Origin of the sequence: Caldimonas tepidiphila (genome assembly GCF_003569765.1) — a bacterium.
GTDB classification, from domain to species: domain Bacteria; phylum Pseudomonadota; class Gammaproteobacteria; order Burkholderiales; family Burkholderiaceae_C; genus Caldimonas; species Caldimonas tepidiphila.
The window spans coordinates 49,020-60,959 of record NZ_QXMG01000036.1 but is presented as its reverse complement, the minus strand read 5'-3'; the positions used below and the strand labels follow the sequence as shown (position 1 = coordinate 60,959).

Below are 11,940 nucleotides of genomic sequence, written 5' to 3'. Positions count from 1 at the left end.
CGATCCGCGAGGGCGGCCGCACCGTCGGCGCCGGCGTCGTCGCGAAGATCATCGAGTAATTCTTGCGTGACTGCGGGCCGGTCCCCGGGGCCGGCCCCTTTCCCGACTCCCGCGGTCCGCTCGGCCGCTCCGCTCTTTCTAGGAACCGTCATGCAGAAGCAAAAGATCCGCATCCGTCTCAAGGCCTTCGATTACAAGCTGATCGACCAGTCCGCCCTCGAGATCGTCGACACCGCCAAGCGCACCGGCGCGATCGTCAAGGGCCCGGTGCCCCTGCCGACCCGCCTGCAGCGCTTCGACATCCTGCGCTCGCCGCACGTCAACAAGAGCTCGCGCGACCAGTTCGAGATCCGCACCCACCAGCGCCTGATGGACATCGTCGACCCGACCGACAAGACCGTCGACGCGCTGATGAAGCTCGACCTGCCCGCCGGCGTGGACGTCGAGATCAAGCTGCAGTAATCCCAGTCTGAGCGTATGGCGTTACGGCCGGCTCGGCCGTGCTGCTATAATTTCAGGCTTTACGCAAAGTGCCCACCCTCGGTGGGCCTTTGTGGTTTGTAGGGGCGGCCTGCATGAGCCTTCGGGCGCAGCGGGTCGCAACGTGTCGTCAGTCCGGCCAATCGATGTCGGACACTGGAGAAAACAATGAGTCTTAGCAATCGCCTCGGATTGCTGGGTCGCAAGGTGGGCATGATGCGCATCTACACGGACGACGGCGACGCCGTGCCCGTGACGGTGCTCGATGTGTCGAACAACCGCGTCACCCAGATCAAAACCGTTGAGACCGACGGCTACAGCGCGGTCCAGGTCGCGTTCGGCAAGCGTCGCGCTTCCCGCGTGACCAAGCCCGAAGCCGGCCACCTCGCCAAGGCGGGCGTGGAAGCGGGCGAGCTCCTCAAGGAGTTCCGCGTCGCGGCCGACGTCGCTGCCGGCTACCAGCCGGGCGCCACCGTGCCGGTGAGCAGCCTGTTCGCGGTCGGCCAGACGGTCGACGTGCAGGGCACCTCGATCGGCAAGGGCTTCACGGGCACCATCAAGCGCCACAACTTCGGTTCGCAGCGCGCCTCGCACGGTAACAGCCGTTCGCACAACGTCCCGGGCTCCATCTCGATGGCGCAGGATCCGGGCCGCGTGTTCCCGGGCAAGAAGATGTCCGGCCACATGGGCGACGAGACCGTCACCACCCAGAACCTCGACATCGTCCGCATCGACGAGGCCCGCCAGCTACTGCTGGTCAAGGGCGCGGTGCCGGGCTCCAAGGGCGGCCACGTCGTGGTGCGTCCCGCCGTCAAGGTCAAGCTGAAGAAAGGGGCCATCTGATGCAGCTCGAGCTCCTGAACGACCAGGGTCAGGCTTCCGCGAACGTGGAAGTGCCGGACACCGTGTTCGGTCGTGACTACAACGAAGCGCTGGTGCACCAGGTCGTCGTGGCCTACCAGGCCAATGCCCGCCAGGGCACGCGCGCCCAGAAGGACCGCGCCACCGTCAAGCACACCACGAAGAAGCCGTGGCGCCAGAAGGGCACGGGTCGCGCCCGCGCCGGTATGTCCTCGTCGCCGCTGTGGCGCGGAGGCGGCCGGATCTTCCCGAACAGCCCCGACGAGAACTTCACCCAGAAGGTCAACAAGAAGATGTACCGCGCCGGCATGGCCGCCATCTTCTCGCAGCTGGTGCGTGAAGGCCGTCTGGCCGTCGTGGACGACCTCAAGCTCGAGTCGCCCAAGACCAAGGCGCTGGCCGCTCGCTTCAAGGCGATGGGCCTGCAGTCCGTGCTGGTGATCGCCGACGAGGTCGACGAGAACCTGTACCTGGCTTCGCGCAACCTGGCCAACGTGCTGGTGGTCGAGCCGCGCTACGCCGATCCGCTGTCGCTCGTGCACTACAAGAAGGTGCTCGTGACGAAGGCCGCGATCGAGCAGCTCAAGGAGATGCTGGGATGAGCGTCCAACAGAAATTCGATGAAGGCCGCCTGATGCAGGTGCTGGTCGCGCCGATCGTGTCCGAGAAGGCCACGAACGTCGCCGAGAAGCACAACCAGGTGCTGTTCAAGGTCCTGCGCGACGCCACCAAGCCCGAGATCAAGGCGGCCGTTGAACTGATGTTCAAGGTCGAGGTGGACTCGGTGCGCACCGTCAACCAGAAGGGCAAGGTCAAGCGCTTCGGCCGCACGATGGGCCGCCGCGATCACGTCAAGAAGGCGTACGTGGCGCTCAAGGAAGGCCAAGAGCTCAACTTCTCCGGGGAGGCCGCGTAAATGGCCGTCGTCAAAGTCAAACCCACGTCGCCCGGCCGCCGCGCCGTGGTGAAGGTGGTGCACAAGCACCTGCACAAGGGCAAGCCGGAAGCGTCGCTGCTGGAGCCCCAGAAGCAGAACGCCGGCCGCAACAACAACGGCCACATCACGACGCGCCACAAGGGCGGTGGTCACAAGCACCACTACCGCGTGGTCGACTTCCGTCGCAACAAGGATGGCATCCCCGCGAAGGTGGAGCGCATCGAGTACGACCCGAACCGCACGGCCCACATCGCGCTGGTGTGCTATGCCGACGGCGAGCGTCGCTACATCATCGCCCCGCGCGGCCTGGACGTCGGCGCGACCGTGCTCTCCGGCTCGGAAGCCCCGATCAAGGCCGGCAACACGCTGCCGATCCGCAACATCCCCGTGGGCTCGACCATCCACTGCGTCGAGCTGCTGCCGGGCAAGGGCGCGCAGATCGCACGCTCGGCCGGCACCTCGGTGACGCTGATGGCGCGCGAAGGTACGTACGCGCAGGTCCGCCTGCGCTCGGGTGAAGTCCGCAAGATCCACATCGATTGCCGCGCCACCATCGGCGAGGTGTCGAACGAAGAGCACAGCCTGCGCCAGTACGGCAAGGCCGGCGCGATCCGCTGGAAGGGCATCCGCCCGACCGTGCGCGGCGTCGCGATGAACCCGGTGGATCACCCGCACGGTGGTGGCGAAGGCCGCACCGGCGAGGCACGTGCCCCGGTCTCTCCGTGGAACACGCTGACCAAGGGCTACCGCACCCGCAACAACAAGCGCACGCAGACCATGATCGTGTCGCGTCGCAAGAAGTAAGAGGTAGGTTATGGCTCGTTCACTCAAGAAGGGTCCGTTCGTCGACCACCACCTGCAAGCCAAGGTGGACAAGGCCGTTGCGATCAAGGACAAGAAGCCGATCAAGACCTGGTCGCGTCGCTCCACCATCCTGCCCGAGTTCATCGGTCTGACCATTGCCGTGCACAACGGCAAGCAGCACGTGCCGGTGTACGTGTCCGACCAGATGGTCGGCCACAAGCTCGGCGAGTTCGCGCTGACCCGCACGTTCAAGGGTCACCCCGGCGACAAGAAGGCGAAGAGGTAAGAGGCCATGGAAACCCGTGCAATCGTTCGCGGCGTGCGCCTGTCGGTCGACAAGGGCCGTCTGGTCGCCGACCTGATCCGCGGCAAGAAAGTGGACCAGGCGCTCAACATCCTGAACTTCACGCAGAAGAAGGCCGCGCTGATCATCCGCAAGGCGCTCGAGTCCGCCATCGCCAATGCCGAGCACAACGACGGTGCCGACATCGACGAACTGAAGGTCAAGACGATCTACGTGGAGCAAGGCGCCACGCTGAAGCGTTTCACCGCGCGCGCCAAGGGCCGCGGCAACCGCATCAGCAAGCCGACCTGCCACATCTTCGTGACCGTCGGCAACTGAGGCTGAAGGAAGACTATGGGACAGAAAATCCATCCGACCGGCTTCCGGCTGCCCGTCACCCGTGCCTGGGCGTCGCGCTGGTATGCCTCGAACCGCAACTTCGGCCAGATGCTGGCCGAGGACCTGCAGGTTCGTGAATTCCTGAAGTCGCGCCTGAAGAACGCGGCCGTCTCGCGCATCCTGATCGAGCGCCCGGCCCGCAACGCCCGCATCACCATCTACTCGGCACGTCCGGGCGTCGTGATCGGCAAGAAGGGCGAGGACATCGAGAACCTGAAGGCCGAACTGACCCGCCGCCTCGGCGTGCCGGTCGCGGTGAACATCGAGGAAGTGCGCAAGCCCGAGATCGATGCTCAGCTGGTCGCCGACTCGATCACCCAGCAGCTCGAGAAGCGCATCATGTTCCGTCGCGCGATGAAGCGCGCGATGCAGAACGCGATGCGTCTGGGCGCGCAGGGCATCAAGATCATGTCCGCCGGCCGCCTGAACGGCATCGAGATCGCCCGCACCGAGTGGTACCGCGAAGGTCGCGTGCCGCTGCACACGCTGCGCGCCGACATCGACTACGGCTTCTCCGAGGCGAAGACCACCTACGGCGTCATCGGCGTCAAGGTCTGGGTCTACAAGGGCGACCGCCTGGCCAACGGCGAGCTGCCCGCAGCCGCGAAGACCGATGAAGACGATCGCCGCCCGCGCCGCAACGCGCGTCCGGACGGCCGTGGCCGCCCTGACAACCGTGGTCCGCGCCCCGGCGCCGGCCGTGGTCCGCGTCAGGACGGTGCGCCGGTCGACGGCAGCGACAAGCCCGCCGATGGCGCTGGTGCTGGCGCCCCGGGTGCCAAGCGCGTGCGCAAAGCCGCGGCACCGGGCACCGGTGGCGCGTAAGGAGTAACGAACATGCTGCAACCCTCCCGTCGGAAATTCCGCAAGGAGCAGAAGGGCCGCAACACCGGCATCGCCACGCGCGGCACCAACGTGTCGTTCGGCGACTTCGGTCTGAAGGCCACCGAGCGCGGCCGCATCACGGCTCGCCAGATCGAGGCGGCCCGTCGTGCGATCTCCCGTCACGTCAAGCGTGGCGGCCGCATCTGGATCCGCATCTTCCCGGACAAGCCGATCTCGCAGAAGCCTGCCGAAGTCCGTATGGGCAACGGCAAGGGCAACCCGGAGTACTACGTGGCCGAGATCCAGCCCGGCAAGGTGCTCTACGAGATCAACGGCGTGCCCGAGGCGCTGGCTCGCGAGGCTTTCCAGCTCGCGTCCGCCAAGCTGCCGCTGCGCACCGTGTTCGTGACGCGCGCGATCGGCGCCTGAACTGAAGCATTCGGAGAATCGATATGAAAGCATCTGAACTGCGCAGCAAGGACGTCGCCGCTCTGGAGCAGGAAGTCAAGGACCTGCTGAAGGCCCACTTCGGCCTGCGCATGCAGAAGGCGACGCAGCAGCTGGGCAACCACACCCAGCTGCGCAACACGCGCCGTGACATCGCTCGCGTCAAGACCATCCTGGCCGAGAAGAAGAAAGGAGCCGCGTGATGACGCAAGCTCAAGCCGAGAAGAACACCCGCACCTTCGTCGGTCGCGTGGTGAGCGACAAGCGCGCCAAGACCGTCACGGTCCTGGTCGAGCGTCGCGTCAAGCACGAGCTCTACGGCAAGATCGTGGCCCGCTCGCGCAAGTACCACGCCCATGACGAGAACGGCGAGTACAAGATGGGCGATCTGGTCGAGATCGCCGAAGGCCGCCCGATCTCCAAGACGAAGTCCTGGGTCGTGACGCGCCTGATCGAGAAGGCAAGCGCGGTCTAATACGTGCGAATCCGAGGGCCATTCGCGTGGCCCTCCCGACGACGGTCGGGGCGCTGGAATACTGGCGCCCCGGCCGTTTCTCATTGGGGCGGCCGAAATTCCTTGCGCAGCCGCAAGAAGCTGCGCGATTGACGAGGAGGTCCCATGCTGAAAGTTGGCGACAGCCTGCCGCAGGGCACGCTGTACGAATTCATCGAGGTCGAGGGCAACGGCTGCTCGCTCGGCCCCAACGCCTTCGACATCCGCAAGGAGGCGGCGGGCAAGACCGTCGCGATCTTCGCGGTGCCGGGCGCGTTCACGCCGACCTGCTCCGCGCAGCACCTGCCGGGCTACATCGCCAATGCCGAGGCGCTGCGCGCCGCCGGCGTCGACGAGATCTGGTGCGTGTCGGTCAACGACGCCTTCGTGATGGGCGCCTGGGGCCGCGAGCACAAGGCGGCCGGCAAGGTGCGCATGATGGCCGACGGCAGCGGCGACTTCACGCGCGCCACGGGCCTCACGCTCGACCTGGGCGCTCGCGGGCTGGGGCAGCGCTCGCAGCGCTACTCGATGCTGGTGGTCGACGGCGTCGTGAGGACCCTCAACGTCGAGGCGCCGGGCAAGTTCGAGGTCAGCGGCGCCGAGCGTCTGCTCGAGCAGGCGGGCCAGCTCGCAGCCTGAGGATTTCGGCCCGACGCCTGCCGTCGGGCCATGAACGAGCAGGGCGCTTGACACGGCGCCCTTTCTTCTTCATAATCCGCAGCTTCGCCGGAATTCCTGGTTTCGTCCTGAGCGCGAGCCAAGGGTCTGGCTCCAACCCAAGCGGCTTTGAGGCGGCGCCTTGTGCGCAGTCGCGCAGCTGACGGGACCAAGACTGACCGCGGAAGCCAGTACGTGATGGGCACGGGCTGGCAATGCGGGATAAGTTGGGGACTTAAATGATTCAAATGCAATCGCGACTTGATGTCGCCGACAACACGGGCGCGAAGTCCGTCATGTGCATCAAGGTGCTGGGTGGCTCCAAGCGCCGTTATGCCGGTATCGGCGACATCATCAAGGTCAGCATCAAGGAGGCCGCGCCGCGCGGCCGCGTCAAGAAGGGCGAGGTCTACAGCGCCGTGGTGGTTCGCACTGCCAAGGGCGTGCGCCGTCAGGACGGCTCGCTGGTCAAGTTCGACGGCAACGCCGCCGTGCTGCTGAACAACAAGCTGGAGCCGATCGGCACCCGCATCTTCGGCCCGGTCACGCGCGAGCTGCGCTCCGAGCGCTTCATGAAGATCGTGTCGCTGGCGCCGGAAGTGCTCTAAGCCTCAAGCACAAGGACAGATCATGAACAAGATTCGCAAGGGTGATCAGGTCGTCGTGCTGACCGGTCGCGACAAGGGCAAGCGCGGTACCGTCTCGGCGCGCATCGACGCCGATCACGTCACCGTCGACGGCATCAACCTCGTCAAGAAGCACGTGCGTCCGAACCCGATGAAGGGCACCACGGGCGGCATCGTCGACAAGACCATGCCGATCCACCAGTCCAACATCGCTATCTACAACCCCGCGACCGGCAAGGCCGACCGCGTGGGCATCAAGCTGCTGGAAGACGGCAAGAAGGTTCGCGTCTTCAAGTCGAGCGGCGAAGAAATCAAGGCGTAAAGGGGTTCGAGATGGCTCGTTTGCAAGAGTTTTACCGCGAAAAAGTGGTGCCGGACCTGGTGCAGAAATTCGGCTACAAGTCCGTGATGGAAGTGCCGCGCATCACCAAGATCACGCTGAACATGGGCGTGAGCGAGGCGGTGTCCGACAAGAAGGTCATGGATCACGCAGTGGGCGACCTGACCAAGATCGCCGGCCAGAAGCCCGTGGTCACCAAGTCGCGCAAGGCCATTGCCGGCTTCAAGATCCGCGACGGCGTGCCCATCGGCTGCATGGTGACCCTGCGCGGCGCGCAGATGTACGAATTCCTGGATCGCTTCGTGACGATCGCGCTGCCCCGCGTGCGCGACTTCCGCGGCATCTCGGGTCGCTCCTTCGACGGCCGTGGCAACTACAACGTCGGCGTCAAGGAACAGATCATCTTCCCGGAAATCGAGTACGACAAGGTTGATGCGCTGCGCGGTCTGAACATCAGCATCACCACGACGGCGAAGTCGGACGACGAGTGCAAGGCGCTGCTCGCGGCTTTCCGTTTCCCGTTCAAGAACTGAGGTGGTTCGTGGCTAAAGTTTCCATGATTCAGCGTGAACTCAAGCGCGCCGCGCTGGCCGCCAAGTTCGCGAAAAAGTACGAAGAGCTGAAGGCCGTTGCCAACGACGCCAGCAAGTCCGACGAAGAGCGCTACCTCGCCCGTCTGGAACTGCAGAAGCTGCCCCGCAACGCCAACCCGACCCGTCAGCGCAACCGCTGCGAGCTGACCGGCCGTCCCCGTGGCACGTTCCGCAAGTTCGGCCTGGCTCGCAACAAGATCCGTGAACTCGCCTTCAAGGGCGACATCCCGGGTGTTGTGAAGGCTAGCTGGTAATCGGTTGGATCAGGAGATATCAAATGAGCATGAGTGATCCGATCGCCGATATGCTGACCCGCATCCGCAACGCGCAGATGGTCGAGAAGGCCAGCGTGTCGATGCCGTCGTCGAAGCTGAAGGTTGCCATCGCCCAGGTCCTGAAGGACGAGGGCTACATCGACAACTTCGCCGTGCGTGGCGAGGCTGCCAAGCCGCAGCTCGAGATCGCGCTGAAGTATTACGCCGGCCGTCCGGTGATCGAGCGCCTGGAGCGCGTGAGCCGTCCCGGCCTGCGCATCTACCGCGGCCGCAACGAGATCCCGCAGGTCATGAACGGCCTCGGCGTCGCGATCGTCACCACCCCGAAGGGCGTGATGACCGACCGCAAGGCCCGCCAGAGCGGCATCGGCGGCGAAGTGCTGTGCTACGTCGCCTGATCGAGGAGAACGCACAATGTCTCGCGTAGGAAAAATGCCGGTCGCCGTCCCGCAGGGCGTGGACGTGTCGATCACCGCTGAGCAGATCAGCGTCAAGGGCGCGCTGGGCACGCTGGTGCGTCCCCAGCACCCGCTGGTGGCCGTCAAGAGCGAAGGCGGCAAGGTGAGCTTCGCTCCGGCGAACGATTCCGCCGAAGCCAACGCCATGTCGGGCACGATGCGCGCGCTGGTGGCCAACATGGTCACGGGCGTCAGCAAGGGCTTCGAGCGCAAGCTGCAGCTCGTGGGTGTGGGCTTCCGTGCCCAGGCTCAGGGCACGAAGCTGAACCTGCAGCTCGGCTTCTCGCATCCGGTGGTCAAGGACATGCCCGAGGGCATCAAGGTCGAGACCCCGACCCAGACCGAAATCCTGATCAAGGGCGCCGACCGCCAGGTGGTGGGCCAGATCGCCGCCGAAGTGCGCGCCTTCCGTCCGCCCGAGCCCTACAAGGGCAAGGGCGTGCGCTACTCGGACGAAAAAGTGGTCTTGAAAGAGACCAAGAAGAAGTAAGGAGCTGCGACATGTTGACCAAGAAAGAACAGCGACTGCGCCGCTCCCGCCAGACCCGAGCCCGCATCGCAGAACTGCGCGCGGTGCGCCTGACGGTGTTCCGCTCCAACACGCACATCTATGCCAGCGTGATCTCCGAGGACGGCGGCCGCGTGCTGGCCAGCGCCTCGACGGTCGAGAAGGACGTGCGCGAGCAGCTCGGTGGCGCCGGCAAGGGTGCCAACGTGGCAGCGGCACAGCTGATCGGCAAGCGTATCGCCGAGCGTGCGAAGGCCGCCGGCATCGAGAAGGTTGCATTCGACCGCGCAGGCTTTGCCTACCACGGTCGCGTCAAGGCCCTCGCAGAAGCAGCCCGCGAAGCCGGCCTGCAGTTCTGATCGTCGGCTAGAGACACACCGGAAGGATTCCCAAAATGGCGAAGTTTCAACCGAAAGTAGCGGACGAAGGTCGCGACGACGGTCTGCGTGAAAAGATGATCGCGGTGAACCGCGTGACCAAGGTGGTGAAGGGTGGCCGGATTCTCGGTTTCGCCGCACTGACCGTGGTCGGCGACGGTGACGGCCGCGTGGGCATGGGCAAGGGCAAGTCCCGCGAAGTGCCGGTGGCGGTGCAGAAGGCCATGGAGCAGGCCCGCCGCAACATGCTCAAGGTCAGCCTGAAGAACGGCACCGTGTTCCACAAGGTGATGGGCGAGCACGGCGCGGCCAAGGTGATGGTCGCCCCGGCCCCGGCCGGTACCGGCATCATCGCCGGCGGCCCGATGCGCGCGGTCTTCGAGGTGATGGGCGTCACGGACGTCGTCGCCAAGAGCCACGGCTCGACCAACCCGTACAACATGGTGCGTGCCACGTTCGACGCGCTGCGCCGCTCGACCACGCCGGCCGAGATCGCCGCCAAGCGTGGCAAGACGCTCGAAGAGATCCTCGGCTGAAGCGCCTGGAGCAAATCATGACTGACAAGAAAACTGTCAAGGTGAAGCTGGTTCGCAGCCCGATCGGGACGCGCGAATCGCACCGCGCCACGGTGCGCGGCCTGGGCCTGCGCCGCGTCAACAGCGAGTCCGTTCTCGAGGACACGCCTGCGGTGCGCGGCATGATCAACAAGGTGAGCTACCTGATCAAGGTGCTCTGATTCGGGCTGAGGACAAGATGCAACTCAACACCATCAAGCCGGCGCAGGGTGCCAAGCACGCCAAGCGCCGCGTGGGCCGGGGTATCGGTTCTGGCCTGGGCAAGACCGCCGGTCGCGGTCACAAGGGCCAGAAGTCGCGTGCCGGTGGCTTCCACAAGGTCGGCTTCGAAGGCGGCCAGATGCCGCTGCAGCGCCGTCTGCCCAAGCGCGGCTTCAAGTCCGCTTCCCTGAAGTTCAACGCCGAGGTCCGCCTGTCGGATCTGGAGCGTCTGGACCTGGGCGAGGTCGACGTGCTGGCGCTCAAGCAGGCCGGTCTGGTTCCGGAGCTGGCGAAGGTCGTCAAGATCATCGCTGCCGGCAAGCTGACCAAGAAGGTCGTGCTCAAGGGCATCGGCGCGACGGCAGGTGCCAAGGCGGCCGTCGAGGCTGTCGGCGGCTCGTTCGTCGAGTGATGACCCGCGGCCCGTCCGGCGTGCTCTGATTCGGCTCTAGGAAACCCCCGCAAGTGGCAACCAACGCAACTCAGCTGGCCAAGACCGGCAAGTTCGGCGACCTGCGTCGCCGGCTTGTCTTCCTGGTGCTGGCACTCGTCGTCTATCGTATCGGCGCCCACATCCCGGTGCCCGGCATCGACCCGGCGCAGCTCCAGCAGCTCTTCCAGGGGCAGCAGGGGGGCATCCTGAGCCTGTTCAACATGTTCTCGGGCGGGGCGCTGTCGCGCTTCACGGTCTTCGCGCTGGGGATCATGCCCTACATCTCGGCATCGATCATCATGCAGCTGATGACCTACGTGGTGCCGACGCTGGAGGCGCTGAAGAAGGAAGGCGAGGCGGGCCGGCGCAAGATCACGCAGTACACGCGCTACGGCACGCTCGGGCTGGCGATCTTCCAGTCGCTCAGCATCGCGGTCGCGCTGGAGAGCTCGCCGGGCCTGGTGATCGATCCGGGCCTGATGTTCCGCGTCACGGCACTGGTCAGCCTCACGGCCGGCACGATGTTCCTGATGTGGCTGGGCGAGCAGATCACGGAGCGGGGTCTGGGCAACGGCATCTCGATCCTGATCTTCGCCGGCATCGCGGCGGGTCTGCCGAGCGCGCTCGGTGGCCTGTTCGAGCTGGTGCGCACCGGCGCGATGAGCATCATCGCGGCGCTGTTCATCATCGCGATCGTCGTCGCAGTGACCTACTTCGTGGTGTTCGTCGAGCGGGGTCAGCGCAAGATCCTGGTGAACTACGCCAAGCGCCAGGTCGGCAACAAGGTCTACGGCGGCCAGTCGTCGCACCTGCCGCTGAAGCTGAACATGGCCGGCGTGATCCCGCCGATCTTCGCCTCGTCGATCATCTTGCTGCCGGCGACGGTGGTGAGCTGGTTCAGCACGGGCGACAGCATGCGCTGGCTCAAGAACATCGCCGACGCGCTGCACCCGGGCCAGCCGCCCTACGTGATGCTGTACGCCGCCGCGATCATCTTCTTCTGCTTCTTCTACACGGCGCTGGTGTTCAACAGCCGTGAGACGGCGGACAACCTGAAGAAGAGCGGCGCGTTCATCCCGGGCATCCGCCCGGGTGACCAGACGGCGCGCTACATCGACCGGATCCTGTCCCGGCTCACGCTGGCGGGCGCGCTGTACATCACGCTGGTGTGCCTGCTGCCCGAGTTCCTGATCCTCGAGTACAACGTCCCCTTCTACTTCGGTGGCACCTCGCTGCTGATCATCGTGGTGGTGACGATGGACTTCTGGGCTCAGGTGCAGTCCTACGTGATGTCCCAGCAGTACGAGTCGCTGCTGAAGAAGGCAAATTTCAAGGCGGGCTGAACAAGTCGGCCGGTTAGCGAAG

Annotated in this window: 23 protein-coding genes; all 23 read left to right on the top strand. The window is 65.3% G+C overall.

Annotated features, from left to right (window positions below; genetic code table 11):
* Positions 1-150: 150 nt before the first annotated feature.
* The gene (gene rpsJ, locus D3A59_RS18370) at positions 151-462 is read left to right on the top strand and encodes a 30S ribosomal protein S10 (protein ID WP_119156782.1); all 312 of its coding nucleotides are present in this window, start codon (positions 151-153) and stop codon (positions 460-462) included.
* 186 nt (positions 463-648) lie between these two features.
* Entirely contained in the window at positions 649-1,323 is a 675-nt protein-coding gene (rplC, locus tag D3A59_RS18365) for a 50S ribosomal protein L3 (RefSeq protein WP_119156781.1), read from the top strand.
* A complete protein-coding gene (gene rplD / locus D3A59_RS18360) occupies positions 1,323-1,943 on the top strand; it encodes a 50S ribosomal protein L4 (RefSeq protein WP_119156780.1) in 621 nt (206 codons plus the stop codon). The genes rplC and rplD overlap by 1 nt, the downstream gene beginning before the upstream one ends.
* Positions 1,940-2,257, top strand: coding sequence for a 50S ribosomal protein L23 (gene rplW, locus D3A59_RS18355; protein WP_119156779.1), 318 nt, complete (start codon positions 1,940-1,942; stop codon positions 2,255-2,257). Before rplD ends, rplW begins: the two co-directional genes overlap by 4 nt.
* Positions 2,258-3,082 carry a 50S ribosomal protein L2 gene (rplB, locus tag D3A59_RS18350; RefSeq protein WP_119156778.1) on the top strand — a complete coding sequence of 275 codons (825 nt, stop codon included), beginning with the start codon at positions 2,258-2,260 and terminating at the stop codon, positions 3,080-3,082.
* 10 nt (positions 3,083-3,092) lie between these two features.
* A complete protein-coding gene (gene rpsS / locus D3A59_RS18345; protein ID WP_119156777.1) occupies positions 3,093-3,368 on the top strand; it encodes a 30S ribosomal protein S19 in 276 nt (91 codons plus the stop codon).
* Positions 3,369-3,374: 6 nt separating this feature from the next.
* Positions 3,375-3,704: a 50S ribosomal protein L22 gene (rplV, locus tag D3A59_RS18340; protein ID WP_119156776.1), complete on the top strand. Its 330-nt coding sequence runs from the start codon at positions 3,375-3,377 to the stop codon at positions 3,702-3,704.
* A gap of 15 nt (positions 3,705-3,719) precedes the next feature.
* Positions 3,720-4,589 carry a 30S ribosomal protein S3 gene (gene rpsC, locus D3A59_RS18335; protein WP_119156775.1) on the top strand — a complete coding sequence of 290 codons (870 nt, stop codon included), beginning with the start codon at positions 3,720-3,722 and terminating at the stop codon, positions 4,587-4,589.
* Positions 4,590-4,601: 12 nt separating this feature from the next.
* Positions 4,602-5,018, top strand: coding sequence for a 50S ribosomal protein L16 (gene rplP, locus D3A59_RS18330; RefSeq protein ID WP_119156774.1), 417 nt, complete (start codon positions 4,602-4,604; stop codon positions 5,016-5,018).
* A gap of 23 nt (positions 5,019-5,041) precedes the next feature.
* Entirely contained in the window at positions 5,042-5,239 is a 198-nt protein-coding gene (gene rpmC, locus D3A59_RS18325) for a 50S ribosomal protein L29 (RefSeq protein ID WP_119156773.1), read from the top strand.
* Positions 5,239-5,511: a 30S ribosomal protein S17 gene (gene rpsQ, locus D3A59_RS18320; RefSeq protein WP_119156772.1), complete on the top strand. Its 273-nt coding sequence runs from the start codon at positions 5,239-5,241 to the stop codon at positions 5,509-5,511. The genes rpmC and rpsQ overlap by 1 nt, the downstream gene beginning before the upstream one ends.
* 144 nt (positions 5,512-5,655) lie before the next feature.
* Positions 5,656-6,171 carry a peroxiredoxin gene (locus tag D3A59_RS18315; protein WP_119156771.1) on the top strand — a complete coding sequence of 172 codons (516 nt, stop codon included), beginning with the start codon at positions 5,656-5,658 and terminating at the stop codon, positions 6,169-6,171.
* Between the two features lie 257 nt (positions 6,172-6,428).
* Positions 6,429-6,797 (top strand): 50S ribosomal protein L14, encoded by a 369-nt coding sequence (gene rplN / locus D3A59_RS18310; RefSeq protein WP_119156770.1) that lies wholly within the window; start codon positions 6,429-6,431, stop codon positions 6,795-6,797.
* A 22-nt stretch (positions 6,798-6,819) separates the two neighbouring features.
* Positions 6,820-7,137, top strand: coding sequence for a 50S ribosomal protein L24 (gene rplX / locus D3A59_RS18305; protein WP_119156769.1), 318 nt, complete (start codon positions 6,820-6,822; stop codon positions 7,135-7,137).
* Between the two features lie 11 nt (positions 7,138-7,148).
* Positions 7,149-7,688: a 50S ribosomal protein L5 gene (gene rplE / locus D3A59_RS18300; RefSeq protein ID WP_119156768.1), complete on the top strand. Its 540-nt coding sequence runs from the start codon at positions 7,149-7,151 to the stop codon at positions 7,686-7,688.
* A gap of 8 nt (positions 7,689-7,696) precedes the next feature.
* Positions 7,697-8,002, top strand: coding sequence for a 30S ribosomal protein S14 (rpsN, locus tag D3A59_RS18295; RefSeq protein ID WP_119156767.1), 306 nt, complete (start codon positions 7,697-7,699; stop codon positions 8,000-8,002).
* Positions 8,003-8,025: 23 nt separating this feature from the next.
* Complete coding sequence (rpsH, locus tag D3A59_RS18290) at positions 8,026-8,421, top strand: 30S ribosomal protein S8 (protein ID WP_119156766.1); 396 nt, start codon at positions 8,026-8,028, stop codon at positions 8,419-8,421.
* Positions 8,422-8,437: 16 nt separating this feature from the next.
* On the top strand, positions 8,438-8,971 hold the full coding sequence (rplF, locus tag D3A59_RS18285) for a 50S ribosomal protein L6 (protein ID WP_119156765.1): 534 nt from the start codon (positions 8,438-8,440) through the stop codon (positions 8,969-8,971).
* Between the two features lie 11 nt (positions 8,972-8,982).
* Entirely contained in the window at positions 8,983-9,348 is a 366-nt protein-coding gene (gene rplR, locus D3A59_RS18280; RefSeq protein ID WP_119156764.1) for a 50S ribosomal protein L18, read from the top strand.
* Between the two features lie 35 nt (positions 9,349-9,383).
* Positions 9,384-9,902 carry a 30S ribosomal protein S5 gene (rpsE, locus tag D3A59_RS18275; RefSeq protein ID WP_119156763.1) on the top strand — a complete coding sequence of 173 codons (519 nt, stop codon included), beginning with the start codon at positions 9,384-9,386 and terminating at the stop codon, positions 9,900-9,902.
* Positions 9,903-9,919: 17 nt separating this feature from the next.
* Positions 9,920-10,102, top strand: a complete 183-nt coding sequence (rpmD, locus tag D3A59_RS18270; protein WP_119156762.1) for a 50S ribosomal protein L30 — start codon at positions 9,920-9,922, stop codon at positions 10,100-10,102.
* 17 nt (positions 10,103-10,119) lie between these two features.
* Positions 10,120-10,554 (top strand): 50S ribosomal protein L15, encoded by a 435-nt coding sequence (rplO, locus tag D3A59_RS18265; RefSeq protein ID WP_119156761.1) that lies wholly within the window; start codon positions 10,120-10,122, stop codon positions 10,552-10,554.
* Positions 10,555-10,607: 53 nt separating this feature from the next.
* On the top strand, positions 10,608-11,918 hold the full coding sequence (gene secY / locus D3A59_RS18260; protein ID WP_119156760.1) for a preprotein translocase subunit SecY: 1,311 nt from the start codon (positions 10,608-10,610) through the stop codon (positions 11,916-11,918).
* The last annotated feature ends 22 nt before the right edge of the window (positions 11,919-11,940 follow it).

What these genes read in the sequence shown, in the direction of transcription:
- rpsJ (WP_119156782.1), top strand. Translation starts at nt 151, where the DNA reads ATGCAGAAGCAAAAGATCCGCATCCGTCTCAAGGCCTTCGATTACAAG.
- rplC (WP_119156781.1), top strand. Translation starts at nt 649, where the DNA reads ATGAGTCTTAGCAATCGCCTCGGATTGCTGGGTCGCAAGGTGGGCATG.
- rplD (WP_119156780.1), top strand. Translation starts at nt 1,323, where the DNA reads ATGCAGCTCGAGCTCCTGAACGACCAGGGTCAGGCTTCCGCGAACGTG.
- rplW (WP_119156779.1), top strand. Translation starts at nt 1,940, where the DNA reads ATGAGCGTCCAACAGAAATTCGATGAAGGCCGCCTGATGCAGGTGCTG.
- rplB (WP_119156778.1), top strand. Translation starts at nt 2,258, where the DNA reads ATGGCCGTCGTCAAAGTCAAACCCACGTCGCCCGGCCGCCGCGCCGTG.
- rpsS (WP_119156777.1), top strand. Translation starts at nt 3,093, where the DNA reads ATGGCTCGTTCACTCAAGAAGGGTCCGTTCGTCGACCACCACCTGCAA.
- rplV (WP_119156776.1), top strand. Translation starts at nt 3,375, where the DNA reads ATGGAAACCCGTGCAATCGTTCGCGGCGTGCGCCTGTCGGTCGACAAG.
- rpsC (WP_119156775.1), top strand. Translation starts at nt 3,720, where the DNA reads ATGGGACAGAAAATCCATCCGACCGGCTTCCGGCTGCCCGTCACCCGT.
- rplP (WP_119156774.1), top strand. Translation starts at nt 4,602, where the DNA reads ATGCTGCAACCCTCCCGTCGGAAATTCCGCAAGGAGCAGAAGGGCCGC.
- rpmC (WP_119156773.1), top strand. Translation starts at nt 5,042, where the DNA reads ATGAAAGCATCTGAACTGCGCAGCAAGGACGTCGCCGCTCTGGAGCAG.
- rpsQ (WP_119156772.1), top strand. Translation starts at nt 5,239, where the DNA reads ATGACGCAAGCTCAAGCCGAGAAGAACACCCGCACCTTCGTCGGTCGC.
- D3A59_RS18315 (WP_119156771.1), top strand. Translation starts at nt 5,656, where the DNA reads ATGCTGAAAGTTGGCGACAGCCTGCCGCAGGGCACGCTGTACGAATTC.
- rplN (WP_119156770.1), top strand. Translation starts at nt 6,429, where the DNA reads ATGATTCAAATGCAATCGCGACTTGATGTCGCCGACAACACGGGCGCG.
- rplX (WP_119156769.1), top strand. Translation starts at nt 6,820, where the DNA reads ATGAACAAGATTCGCAAGGGTGATCAGGTCGTCGTGCTGACCGGTCGC.
- rplE (WP_119156768.1), top strand. Translation starts at nt 7,149, where the DNA reads ATGGCTCGTTTGCAAGAGTTTTACCGCGAAAAAGTGGTGCCGGACCTG.
- rpsH (WP_119156766.1), top strand. Translation starts at nt 8,026, where the DNA reads ATGAGCATGAGTGATCCGATCGCCGATATGCTGACCCGCATCCGCAAC.
- rplF (WP_119156765.1), top strand. Translation starts at nt 8,438, where the DNA reads ATGTCTCGCGTAGGAAAAATGCCGGTCGCCGTCCCGCAGGGCGTGGAC.
- rplR (WP_119156764.1), top strand. Translation starts at nt 8,983, where the DNA reads ATGTTGACCAAGAAAGAACAGCGACTGCGCCGCTCCCGCCAGACCCGA.
- rpsE (WP_119156763.1), top strand. Translation starts at nt 9,384, where the DNA reads ATGGCGAAGTTTCAACCGAAAGTAGCGGACGAAGGTCGCGACGACGGT.
- rpmD (WP_119156762.1), top strand. Translation starts at nt 9,920, where the DNA reads ATGACTGACAAGAAAACTGTCAAGGTGAAGCTGGTTCGCAGCCCGATC.
- rplO (WP_119156761.1), top strand. Translation starts at nt 10,120, where the DNA reads ATGCAACTCAACACCATCAAGCCGGCGCAGGGTGCCAAGCACGCCAAG.